This window comes from Microcoleus sp. C2D2, from assembly GCF_036702495.1.
Taxonomy (GTDB): domain Bacteria; phylum Cyanobacteriota; class Cyanobacteriia; order Cyanobacteriales; family Microcoleaceae; genus Microcoleus.
Genome location: NZ_JAUBTO010000116.1, coordinates 15235 through 27947, shown reverse-complemented (window position 1 = coordinate 27947; position 12713 = coordinate 15235). Strand labels below are relative to the sequence as shown.

Below are 12713 nucleotides of genomic sequence, written 5' to 3'. Positions count from 1 at the left end.
AATTTAACAGGCTTTTCAATTCACATATCATTTTCAGTTTGTTTTGTCAACTCCTAATACTGAACCGACGCCCTAGGCAGACTTCGTTTGTGTTCCCGTAAACTCAGCGATTTCAATCGCCCATTGCCAAAATAATCGGCTATTGCCAAAATAATCGCCCATTCCTACAAAAAAAACCGACACTAACAACTTATTTAAAATTGTCAGTGTCGGGCACAAATTCAACAAATTACCAGCAAAAGTTTAGGACTTTTTGCCGAAAATCTGTTCTTTCAAGGCTTGAATTTCTTGACCTAATTGTTGCCGGTTGGACGATCGCAGCAAATAGCGGTAGACAAACCACACAGTGTATCCGATACCAATTAGCTCGAATGTGGGTGCTAGCAGGGGGATGTCGTTGAGTTCGTCTATTACGCCCAAAAGCACTTTCAAAGAGATAATCGAGGCTAAAATTACACCGACAACAGTCAGGGGACTTTTGTACTGCTCGTAAAAGCTGCCGATGTAAGCGGGAAACTCGGACAAAATTGAGATAATTTGTTCTTTGATCTGCTGGGTCTGACTTGGCGGTTCGTCGGTAATTATGACTTTTGTGGTACCGCTTGAACTGTCTGCTTCATTTCCGGCAGGAATTTCGGTGATGATAACGGTTGTTTCTGGTTCGTTTGATGAAGTCATTTCTCCACTCGCAATAGTTTTTTGCTGGTTGGCTGCAGGTATTTCAACTGCTGCTGCGGCTGTTTCAACTGCCGAAATATCGACTGCTGAAACCTCGGTTCCGGGTGTTTCAACTGCCGAAATATCGACTGCTGAAACCTCGGTTCCGGGTGTTTCCACAGGCGATATTTCTACTGCTGAAACCTCGGTTCCGGGTGTTTCCACAGGCGATATTTCGACTGCTGTCACCTCGGGCGCTGCTGTTTCAACAGTCGGTGTTTGGACGGCTGGCTGTTGTTTAGCAGAAGTTTCGGCGACCGTTTCTGCCTTTGGTTGTTCTGGGGTAGGAGTTTCGGCCGCGACACCAACAGCAGGCAAATTCAAGTTGCTAATGGCATCAAGCAAGCGGGTTTTAGCCGTCCCCCGCTGGTGAAGGATTACCCAAGATTCTATCAGGTCGGGGCCGTGCATTGCACCTGTCAGAGCGGCTCTGAGCGATCGCATAATTAGCCCTTTGTTAAGATTTTTCTCTTTACTGAGCTTTTTAGTGATTTTCTGAGCTTCCGCTGATGTCAGGGAGGAATGAGTTTCCATCGCTTCTACAACTGCTTGTAAAGCCTGTGCAGCCCCTGGTTGCTGCAACTGTGCGAGTGCTTCTTCTTCGTATTCCACCGTGGTGGAGAAGAACAACTTGCACATATCCACAGCATCGCTTAAGCGAACGAGACTCGGGCCGATTAAAGCAGCTATTTGTTCGAGCCAAGGGCGGTCTGCCTCCGAGTCAAACTCATAACCGCCTTTCTGCCACCAATAAGGTATCAGCAAATCTGTCAATTGCGGCACTGGCATTTTGTGCAGATATTGACTGTTAAGCCAATTGAGTTTATCCCAATCAAATTTTGCACCTGCCTTGTTGACTCGATCGAATGTAAATACTGCTGCTGCTTCCGACAGTGTAAATATTTCTTGCGTTGAGTCCGGGGGAGTCCAGCCCAGCAAAGTCATGTAATTAACTAAAGCTTCGGGGACGTAACCCATATCTTTGAAGTCAGAAATCGAGGTTACGCCGTCGCGTTTAGAAAGCTTTTGTCCTTGCGAGTTTAAAATCAGCGGCGTGTGGGCAAATTCTGGGATTGTCGCGCCCAAAGCTTCGTAGAGCAATATTTGTTTCGGAGTATTGCCGATGTGATCTTCGCCGCGGATGACGTGGGTGATGCCCATGTCGATGTCATCGACAACTACTGCGAGGTTGTAGAGGGGTTGGCCGATGACGCCGCCGCTGGATGCACGGGCAATTACCATATCGCCGCCGAGGTCGCTACCTTTCCAAGTTACGGTGCCGCGTACCGTGTCGTTCCAAGAGATGGTGCGATCGTCCTCGATGATAAACCGAATCACGGCTTGCCGCCCTTCGGCTTCAAAAGCTTCTCGCTCTTCGGGAGTGAGGTTGCGGTGGCGGTTGTCGTAGCGGGGGGCCTGTTTGTTGGCTTTTTGTGCTTCCCGCATTTGGTCGAGTTCTTGGGCCGTGGTGTAGCAGCGGTAGGCGAATCCTTTGTCTAGCAGGGTTTGGACCCATTGGCGGTATATTTCCAGACGCTGCGACTGAAAAGTCGGGCCTTCGTCCCAGTTCATACCCAGCCAGGTGAGTCCTTCGAGGATGTTATCGGTGTATTCGCTTTTAGAACGTTCTACATCTGTGTCTTCTACCCGCAGGATGAATTTGCCGCCTTGGTTGCGGGCAAACAGCCAGTTGAATACGGCGGTTCTGGCGGTACCGATGTGTAGGTTTCCGGTGGGACTGGGGGCTAGACGGACTCTGACATTCATGTAGATTTTTGCTTTGAGATTGGGGGCGATTTGCTGGTTGGGCGAATAGCTGATATTTAAGACTTCAAATTTTATTATATTTTGTTGCCGACTTAAAAGTTGTGCTTGGCAGGTGCTTTGCCTCGAATTGCTTGATAATAGCCGATCCTCTTCGAGGGCTTTCCGAAGGATCGCGAAAGCTAACGAGCGATCGGGCGAAAGTCTTCGCCAAGGCACTAAGAGGCATCTTGATGATATTAGCATTGCGGGCGGCCAAGACTGGATTCACCTTTGGGACTATTTTTCACAGCACAAATAACTGCTTTAGGAGTACCCAAGGCGCACCCGATAACTATTTATCCTTGTAAAATGTTTGTGTGCGATCGACGACATTAAAATATATTTCCCTATGTCTGCTGCTAAAACCGAGTTTTCCGAATCTGTTGCGCCCTCACCCGAGTCTGCTGCGGCTGCTTGGCAGATAGAATTGCTGTACGACGGTGAATGTCCTCTGTGCGTGCGGGAGGTTAATTTCTTGAAAAAACGCGACGCGGGGCGAGGTTTAGTGTCGTTTGTGGATATTGCGGATGATGGCTACAACCCGGAGGCCCACGGCGGAATCGACTACGAAACGGCGATGGGTCGGATTCACGCGATATTACCCGACGGTAGGACGGTTAAAAATGTAGAGGTTTTTCGCCGCACCTACGAGATTTTAGGTATGGGCTGGGTTTATGCTGTGACTAAGTTACCAGCGATCGGGGCGATCGCCAATTGGCTGTACGGAATTTGGGCCGACTGGCGGCTGAAGCTGACGGGAAGGCCGGATTTAGCAACAATTATGAGCGATCGAACTCAGCGGATCGAGTGCGAAAGTCAAGGCCGCTGCCAACCCAACTCAAAATGAGTCATATTTAATAAGTTCGATCGGTCTATCAGAAGATGTCAGCCGAAACAGACTGCAACTAACATTAAAGATGGACGACTATTAAAGGTCAAAAAAAATGCAAGATGCAGGCTATACAGTCTTCATGGGCTTCGGTGGTCTCTGGATACTTATGGGAATTGCCGCTGTGATTTTCCTGTTAAAATCGGACGGTCAAAAACTTAGGTTTGGCAAATGGGGACTGCTAGTGGCGATTCCGATACTCGTGCCGATCGTCCTGGTTTTGACCTATCAGATCGCCCGACCCTTTATTTCCTCGCACCTTTGAGCGCTGCTGGGAGTCGATCTTAACTGCAAGCAGGAGTTTTTTGGCCAGCCTTTTCGGGTAAACTGTACCGCGTAGTAGTTAGTTTACCTAAAACAGTTTCTCGATCGAATGCCTAAGCCAAGTAAACCGACAACCAAAGCTCCGACTGTACTCGATCTCTTCTGCGGTGCAGGTGGGATGAGTTTAGGTTTTCAAAATGCCGGCTGTGAGATTCTCGGGGGTATTGATAAAAATCCCCATGCCATCAGAACTCATCATAGAAACTTCCCTAACTGCCAGCTCAAGCTTGATGCCAAACCGATCGAATCCATTACTGATTTAAGTGAACTTGGTCTACAGCCCGGAAAAGTTGATATTTTAATTGGCGGGCCGCCGTGCCAAGTATTTTCAGTAGTTGGCAAAGGCAAAATGAGGTCTTTAGGCAAGGATATTGAAAATGATATTAGAAATTTTTTATACGAACACTTTATTCGATTCCTTGAATATTATAAACCGTATTTTTTTGTAATTGAAAATGTTAATTATCTCCGCAACCACTGGATATTCCCTCTTTTGATAGAAGATTTGAAAAAAGGACTGCACAAAAAAGACTGCGATTATCCAGGCTATGATATTAGCTCAAAAATCTTAGTAGCTTCAGATTACGGCGTTCCTCAAATCAGAAAACGCCTGTTCATCGTCGGCAGGCGCAAGGATTTAAATCTAGATTTTGAGTTTCCCGAAGTGAATACAGCTTCTCCTGTTTCTGTGGGAGAAGCAATTGAAGATTTACCAGAATTAGAGCCTAAAACTCTGTCTTTGAAAAGGAAAAACACGGCATCAAAGCAACCTGACTCTGCCACACATTACAAGTGTTGCGCGGAATCAGAGTATCAAAAGCGGATGAGAAGCCAAGCTTCTGAAACAGTAATGAATCATCTTTGTCGCGCTCACAATGACAAAGATTTGTATATATTTAGTATCATGCCTCAAGGAGGAAAATATAAAAATATACCTGACGAGCTTAAACGCTATAACGATAAGATATTTGAGGATAAGTACAGACGCTTAGAATCGCATAAACCTTCGTGGACGCTAACAGCACATATGCAGAAAGACTGTTTAGCTTATATTCATCCTACTCAGACTAGAAGTATTTCTGTCAGAGAAGCGGCAAGACTGCAAAGTTTCCCAGATCATTTTGTATTTGACGCACCTATGACTAGAATGTTTGAGCTAGTTGGCAATTCTGTGCCGCCTCTTTTAGCTGAGGCGATCGCCAAACCAATTGTCGAGCAAGTACAAGCGTACCATGCAAGTTTTTAGCTCAGTTATCCCTACCATTTATAGGCGAAACAGATGCGAGATTAAGCAGGCTGTCAAAGCACTTAGAGATAGTGCTAACCTCGGCATCGCGGAGAACAATACCCAATTCGTAATTTTGTTTCATGCCCCGCATACTTAAATTAGCAGAACCAATCAGAGCAACTGAGCGATCGACTACAATTAGTTTTGAATGCAATTCCTCAACCGAGTCATTAAAGTTATAAACTTGACAATAAGGATAAATTTTCACTAAATTGAAAAAATATTTTTGAATGTCTTGAGGCTGCTGGTGAAAGCGATTAATAATTACTTCAAACTTGATGCCGCGCTTCAGGCAATCTTCAAACTCTGCAAGGATTTCGTCAGCACCACCGGTTACAGAATACGCACACAGTAAAACCTCGCTTTCTGCATTCCTCAACATATCTGTCAAGGCCGATCGAACAGAGCGGACACCGCTCCCCATCCAAGTCAGTCCAGTAACTACTGTTTGAGCTTTCACGGTAAATTGTCCAGTAACAATCGCCTGTCTAGTAAAGTATTTCTGTGCTCGCAGGAAGTTTCAGAAATTAACTGGCAAGCATAGCAAGCAGCACCGTTTACCTTGTCTTCTCCAAATTTTTCCTCAAAGCAAATGGGGTCATTGGAACAAGCATCTACATTGCGAAGAGCAGATTTAAGGATGCGATCGAAATGGGGAACTAATCCAATTAATCCTCCCAGGGTACCGTCGCCACCCGACTGTGCTGTGTAAAGCAGCAATCCTCCTGATGTTTGATTGTTAGTTGTGCAAGTATAAACTCGTTCTCGGATGGCCGCTGAAGAGTAGCCAGAATCAACTGAAAGTGCTGTGATTAAACGGTGAGATAGTGTGTGCCACCAGATAAACACAGGATGTAAATATTCTTCTGTAGTTCCTGGCATAGCCCTTATTTTTCGGTAGGGTTCGGGTGAATTATACGCAGCTAGCCAGCGCTGGTATGCTTCTCCCTGTAAAGGAAAGTGTTCGGGAATTCCTTTAGGTTCTTCATCAGATATAAAATCAATAAAAATCCCTTCGCCAAATAACTCAACCCCTGGATGCCAAGCAATACTCTCATTAGGTGGCAGATACTCAACCGGGACAATTTGAGGCTGATTCTCTTCGTTATCTGTATCAATAGGCCGGGTGTAGCCAATTTGTACCATGACCACTCGCAACCTGCTTAGGGGTGTTACCCTCAACGTTCGACCTGAATCTAAGCTGAAGTTTCTAACATTTTCTATATACACTTCAAATTGATTCGGGCCTCCTGGTTTATCAGCTCTCTGAGGTGGCGCACCATAACAAGCAGCGTTCCGCAAGCTGATAAATTCATCCTGTCTGAGTGTGGCTTCTGTCAAATCTTTAGGATTGTGTATTTCACCTAAAATGTCGGAGATAGCCCCAAGAATCTCAGCTTCATCATATTGCTTGATAGTTGCAGCAATTGTCGGGTCAAGTCGCTGTCCTTTGACTAAGTTATCCAAAAGCTGAACTAGCATATTTTTTGAGTTTACAGGCCAAGCAACAAGAACATCTAAAACAGCGCGACTCTGAAGCAAGCGGTGTAAAGCAGTGTCTAGAGGAGGAATTGTGAGTGCCGATCGAATTTCAGACACTCGCAAGTTAGCAGCACCACGTTGAATTATTTTAGCTGCTCTTGCACAGGCTCCTTCTTCTGAACCTCGTTCTAGAAATTTACCTCTACATGGAAATCTTCTAGAGTAAGCACTTCCAAAATTTTCCCTAGCATCACAAATTGGACACGTAATCTGAATGTTTCCGATCGCACCTCCACCGCCTTCCCATTTGTAGAAGTTTGAACCCAAACATTTACCTCTGTGTCTCATGAGCGAACCCCAAGGAACTTCATCTAAGTGTCCGTGAGAGCAAGCTAAAACAAAACGCACAGCTTCTTCGCGAGATTTAGCCCATACTTCTCCCCATTTATTGGTCGGACGCTGTTTGTGACATTTGGGACAGCCAATTAAAGACTGAGGTTCGTATCTGTAGAGAATGCCGTGAGTAGGGCACAGCGACCACCTCGGAAAATAGTAGGCATTATATACCAGCCGATTTTCTTTGCATCCTAATTCAGCATTAGAGGGAATCCGAAAGATTTTTTTGTTATTGAGTAGAGTTTGTGAAAGTCGCAGGTCTCGAATTTCATAAGCATCAGGATGAATATTATCAAATAGCCCGGAGTGGCTGGGAGCAGCGATAACAACCGGACCGTCTGGCGTTTCCAAAATGCTGCTCGGCCCAAAAGTTGTAATGTACTGTGAAGGCCGCAGAGATTGACCTTTGGCTGCCATAAATTAACCTCGTTGATTTTTTTGGTTGGACTGATTGGAGGGAATGCTGCCAAAGCGTGTCATTCCTTCTACTTCCCGCAATGACTGGGGAACATTCCGATAGACGACTGTAAAGTTCCGTTCTTGGTGTTGTTCGTCTCCCAAAACAACGGGTCTAGTGGGATCTTTGTCAATTGCATACTCTTCATAAACAAGATTGTTCTCATTTTCTGCGACTGTTTGCCAGCGGTCGAATCCCCCTCGTACTTCGCGATCGACCTGATCTTCTGGCGGGCGGCGGATTGGCAGTTGAATTTGCGATCGCCTGTTAATTACTTCATTAATCACCTCTAACTCGTTAGCTAAATTGCGAACATTTTGCATGCAAGAAGCATTGCCAGTTGCCACCCATTCAGGTGCAACTGGTACACCCTGAATTTCTCTCGCTTGTCGCAACAATGCCACTGCTACCGGCCCCATGCCTCGCTCTCTAGCTCTAGCTGCAAATGGTGTTACTGTAATTGGCTCAACGTATCTATAAATTGCCCTGTGATACCCAGTAAAAAACTCGTAGTGGTCTAAGTCTCTCGGACGGCTAGCCCTAAAGAAAGTAATTACTAACCCTCCTTGAGAACGGCCGACGCGACCCGTAGCTTGAATGTAGGATGAAGTGGTTTTGGGTTGACCGTTGACTATCATTAAACCCAGGCGATCGATATCAACACCAGTCCCAAACATTGATGTACTTAAAACAATATCTTTAGCTTCTGGCAATTCTTGTCCTAGGCTGGTTAATAACCCCGGCAATTCAGTAGAATCCTTACGACTAGACAGCTCGACTTCTTCACCTAATTTTCGTTCAGTAACTTCTCTACTACTTGCCACATACCTCAGTCTTTCAGGAATATCTTGACGGTAAAGGGTCAAAGCTCCTGCTAACTCTCTAATCGCATTGAAATAGCCCACCAGCGTCCAAAAAGGATCGCAATCTCTATCATTATATTCTGCTTGTCTCAGTTCCTCAATACTTTGGAGCATTGATGAATAAAGCCGAACGAGGGGAGTTTGAGCACCTTTGCCGGGAGCACAAACTCCAACATAAAGGCGACCGCTAGGATGCCGAGAGTTTGCGTCAGTATCTATCGGGTGAACATTCGCTGGCGTTCTGGCGAAAAAGCTATCTGCTGCTGACAAGCTAAGAGGTGGAAATTGAAAAACACTGCGATCGAACAGGCATTGTATTTGCGATTGAGATTGCCGTACTGTTGCTGTAGAGGCAATATATTTCGGGCGGACAATTGTTACCCCACACATTTGTTCGCATAAAGTATCGACTGCTGTTTCGTAAAGCCCTACCATGCTGCCTAGCGGCCCTTCAATCAAATGCAACTCATCTTGAAGAATTAAATCGGGCGGTAAAAGTGGATTCACATCTTTTTGTTGTTTTTGAGGAGGTTTAGGCTTAACTCCTGTATTCGCACGATAGTAACCTTCTCTGCTGCAATAGCGATTAATGTTGCCAAAAAGCGCTCCTGCTCTTGGCTCAAACGCTAAACGGGCAAATTTATCAACTGTAGCAACCAGCAAAGAAGGAATTCGAGAATAAATTTGGTCATCCACTGTAAAAGCTGATATTGGTATTTTAAAAGAGTAACAATTTTGTGAAAAAGCGTCTATTGGTTTTTCCAAAACAAAATTATTAGGATCATCTAACAGAGACCCTCTATATTGATTGTTAAATTGCAGGGGAACTTTCTCATTCCATTGTTTTTCATTGTTTAATTCGCACTTGGGGTTGGAACAGTAAATTTCAAAATTTTCGATATTTTCAGCACCTTCCCTTCCTGTATATACTTTCTTAAAATATCCCGATCTGCTGATTCTAAAAGCAACTAATTCAGCACCAAACAAGTGAGGCTTTACCTGATTTTTCCACCAATCGTCTAATTTTTCTGAAAAAACTCTAGCACTTGCTTTTAAGTTAAAATTAATTGAGAGTGTGATGTAACCTTCAGCGGTGCTATTGTTAGACACGGAAAAAACGGGAGCTTCTGTCATTTCTTCTAAAGCGTTCGCTTGGCGATAAAGCAATTCTGGATTGACATCACCTTTCATTACCAAATGAATAGTATGTCCTTCTTGCTTTGTACCCAAACCATCTTTCGGAACAGCCAGAATTGAGTCGCAACAAGGACAGTTAAGAATCTGAGCGGGTTCACCTTCCACTCCTCTTTTACCTGCTAGTGCGGAAATTGCAGCGGGTACAGAAGTCTTGGTAAGCTGTATAAACTTATCCTTCAGTGCATTGGGCGTAACGCCTTTGCCAACCCACAATCCGGCAGAAAAGCGAGTAGTTCCCCAAATGTTTCTATCTTGCCAATTGCAACTTTTCGGTCTCCAGCCGACAGGGCGGCCTTTCCCTAAATTTTCTACTCGCAATACTTCACAAGCAGTAATTAAGCCCAAAGCACGGCGAAATTGTTGAATTGTTAACAGTCTGAGAGTATACCGAGAAATTACGCTAACACCGTGTCCAGTGCGATCGCCATTAGTATCTTTCTCAGACCTCAATCTCCTCAATCCCATCGTAAAAGCAGCTAAACCCAAATAAGCCTCAGTCTTACCGCCGCCAGTAGCAAAAGCTAGTAAATCGCAAGTTCTGCGATCGGGGTGGACGGGGTTAGCAATTGCTGGAATATTCATCAAGACAAATGCAAGTTGAAACGGCCGCCACCTGAAATCCCCTCCTCTTCCCTTCCAAGATGCCTGCAAATCGATCGCTTTATTAGCCAAGCAGAAAGCCAGTCTAACTTCCTCATTTTCCACAATCAAATCAATGGCTTCTTGCATTCGCTGCAGCGCGCGATCGCAACTTTCTAAGTGTCTGTTACCAGCTCTCAGATATTTACAATCTAACTCATTAACTCTAGCTTGTTGTTGACTTATCCAGACTCCATACCCATCTACAAGAGGTTGAAGAGCCTCGTGCATTGCAGTATGATTCCAAGTTTCTGCGAGTTGTGCCGTGCTGAGTTCTGGTGTCTGTCCTGTTAATTCTAAATTCCAGTCAATTTCAGGAGATTGGATGGGGTAGCAAGGGACATATTCTGTTCGACAGTCAGGCTTTACAAACTTTTGCCCTTGCTGTTTTCCATATTGAGAATCGACAACCTCCCCGTCAATCCACCGCAAGGGATTTTCTCCCTGACAAGGACGTTCTGGGTCTATTTCTTGCCAGACAGCAGCGCACAAATGACCGCGCGCATAAGCTTGATACTCTCGATAAATTAGTGCTAATGACTCATCTTCTTCTTCAAGACTTCCCGGTTCGGGAACTTCCGCAGCAGGCTCGAAACTATCGAAAGGCAAAAGCTCTGTATTTTCTGCACAAACCACTCGAATTTGAGGCTGAAAAATCATGTCACTTGTCTCAAACCGTCGCTTTCCCGATTCTGCCATCGGGTCGATCAGACAAGTCTCATTGACTAAGTAAATCGATACTTTGTAAGTATTTTTACCCCGCTGTACGCTGCGAAGACTAATTCTAACCGCGTCTATTTCTGGTATTGGTGAAGGTTCTGCAACAGGAATTGGTTCTGGTGTGAGATAGCAGTTGGGAATTCGCCTGAAGACTTGCTTGCCGCGCGGATCTTTCTCATCTTTATATCGCGCCCAAGTTGCACAAAAAACTATCTGCGGCTGATGTTCATCAGTAGCCCGAACAATAAAAGAAATCCCCATAGAACGGGGTAGAGATTTTGGGTCTAGAACTGGGGCGGAGGCTGCAACTGGTACTTCTTCCTCCGAGTCGTCATCGGCATATTCGTCTATCCCAGTCCCTAAAGTTTCAGCTTCCCCCTCAATTTCTCTGGCATCTTCATCCCTGGCATCTCTGGGGATCAGGACACCCGTGATGAATTCGTTGCGGGGTTCTTGATTGCTTGGCAGAACCTCGTAACAAGACTGTCTGGGGCCAAGAATTTCTTGTCTGAGACTCAGTAGCAGTTCTGTGCGTGCTGACACAATTTACCTTCTGATGTCGATTTGGGCTGTGTAAAACAAACGCTTGTACTGTGAAAACTCAGTACAAGCGGTTATTTTTCAGCATATCGCCTTTTTTAGCAATCTGAACATTTTCTATTTTGAACGGGACAGACGGGGCTCGAACCCGCAACTTCCGCCGTGACAGGGCGGTGCTCTAACCAATTGAACTACTGTCCCTCGTTTTGCCGTTTTTTCAGGCACAATTTCTATTATTCCTATAACTTCACCTTTTGTCAAGAGGTTTTTTGAACTTTTATTTGAAAGCCCAAAATTTGAGTCTCTTGCAGGGGACTGAAGTTGTTGTCGCTCACCAAAATCAGACCTCTGCTAGCATCCGCCAGGGCGGGGCCAAATGTCAACCCCTCAATGTTGTCCAGGGGAATTTTCAGGGTTTCCAAATCCAGCAGCAGGCGTTTTTGAGCGGGAGAAACCTCGCTGAGACGGCTTTTGAGGCTTTCGAGCGCTTCAATACGATCGCCCTTTTCCAGAGAAATCTCAAATAGTTTAACAGTAACGCCGGTTTCCAGGGAGAAAGCACGCTCTAAACTCAGCAAGCGGTTATCGTCGATCGCCAACAAATCCACTAAACCGTTGCTAGTTAATTTTCCCACAGGATTCGCACCAGCCGGTAGCGGTTCGGTGATGTAGAGAAACGATGCTTCTGGATTGCCGCTCACCGCATCATAGCGCAAAATCCGGCACGGACTCCCGGTTTCCAGGGAAACTACGGCGCCATCTTGAACTATAGCGTTTTCGGTAGCGGTGAACAGATATTTGCGATCGGGCGTTAAAGTTAAACTTTCAAATGATAGATTGTTGCGGATGCCTATAGTGCCCTTGTCGTCGGGCAAAAATAGTTCAGGAATTGCCAGCGTTTTCAGGAGTTTACCATCGAGAGAGAACTCTTTGATAAAAGGATTTATTTGGCGATCGACATCTCCCTCAGAAGAAACAAACACGCTATTGCCAGTAAAAGCTATTCCTTCCGGATCTAAACTTAATTCAGAAAAACCTTTGCCGTTTTCATCTAATAAAGTAGTAACACCAGTAAAACTAATTTGCTTTTTTTCCAGTTTACCAGATTGCAAGTCTATTTTGAGAGAATAGAAGCGCGCCGGAGCCTTGCTGCTGCGGTCATCAGAAATGGCATAATAAACTTGTTTTTCGGCATCATAAGTAATGCCCGAAAGTCCGCCAATTTCCGTCCCCTGAAACGGAGAACCTGTAGGAAATATTGCTCTGCCGATAAAATTTATTTTCGTAACAGCGAAAGATTGAGCTGACTGGTTTACCCAAATAGCAACAGTTGCTGCCATCAAAAAACAGACAATAAATATAGTTGCTTTTCCTAACTTTCGCATTTTACCAATA

Annotated in this window: 8 protein-coding genes, 1 tRNA gene and 1 pseudogene; 3 read left to right on the top strand and 7 right to left on the bottom strand. The window is 45.1% G+C overall.

Features of this window, described 5'->3' with window-relative positions:
• Window positions 1–243: 243 nt before the first annotated feature.
• Entirely contained in the window at window positions 244–678 is a 435-nt protein-coding gene (locus QUB61_RS28540; protein ID WP_333133348.1) for a CAAD domain-containing protein, read from the bottom strand.
• A gap of 381 nt (window positions 679–1059) precedes the next feature.
• A pseudogene (gene gltX, locus QUB61_RS28535) lies at window positions 1060–2484 on the bottom strand (glutamate--tRNA ligase); the annotation flags it as partial.
• Window positions 2485–2872: 388 nt separating this feature from the next.
• Between gltX and QUB61_RS28530 the strand changes: the two are divergent.
• The 3 genes from QUB61_RS28530 to QUB61_RS28520 all read left to right on the top strand — a co-directional run bounded on the left by QUB61_RS28530 (window position 2873) and on the right by QUB61_RS28520 (window position 4982).
• Window positions 2873–3370: a DUF393 domain-containing protein gene (locus QUB61_RS28530; protein ID WP_333133330.1), complete on the top strand. Its 498-nt coding sequence runs from the start codon at window positions 2873–2875 to the stop codon at window positions 3368–3370.
• A 97-nt stretch (window positions 3371–3467) separates the two neighbouring features.
• Window positions 3468–3677 (top strand): hypothetical protein, encoded by a 210-nt coding sequence (locus tag QUB61_RS28525; protein ID WP_190735803.1) that lies wholly within the window; start codon window positions 3468–3470, stop codon window positions 3675–3677.
• A 108-nt stretch (window positions 3678–3785) separates the two neighbouring features.
• On the top strand, window positions 3786–4982 hold the full coding sequence (locus tag QUB61_RS28520) for a DNA cytosine methyltransferase (protein ID WP_333133331.1): 1197 nt from the start codon (window positions 3786–3788) through the stop codon (window positions 4980–4982).
• A 1-nt stretch (window position 4983) separates the two neighbouring features.
• On the opposite strand, the gene QUB61_RS28515 is transcribed toward QUB61_RS28520, so the two are convergent.
• From QUB61_RS28515 to QUB61_RS28495, 5 genes are all read right to left on the bottom strand, one after another.
• Entirely contained in the window at window positions 4984–5484 is a 501-nt protein-coding gene (locus tag QUB61_RS28515; RefSeq protein WP_333133332.1) for a phospholipase D family protein, read from the bottom strand.
• Window positions 5481–7319, bottom strand: coding sequence for a DUF1998 domain-containing protein (locus QUB61_RS28510; RefSeq protein WP_333133333.1), 1839 nt, complete (start codon window positions 7317–7319; stop codon window positions 5481–5483). Before QUB61_RS28510 ends, QUB61_RS28515 begins: the two co-directional genes overlap by 4 nt.
• Before the next feature lie 3 nt (window positions 7320–7322).
• Entirely contained in the window at window positions 7323–11321 is a 3999-nt protein-coding gene (drmA, locus tag QUB61_RS28505; protein WP_333133334.1) for a DISARM system helicase DrmA, read from the bottom strand.
• A gap of 124 nt (window positions 11322–11445) precedes the next feature.
• Window positions 11446–11519: transfer RNA gene (locus QUB61_RS28500), tRNA-Asp, on the bottom strand.
• Between the two features lie 56 nt (window positions 11520–11575).
• The gene (locus tag QUB61_RS28495; protein WP_333133335.1) at window positions 11576–12703 is read right to left on the bottom strand and encodes an esterase-like activity of phytase family protein; all 1128 of its coding nucleotides are present in this window, start codon (window positions 12701–12703) and stop codon (window positions 11576–11578) included.
• Window positions 12704–12713: the final 10 nt, after the last annotated feature.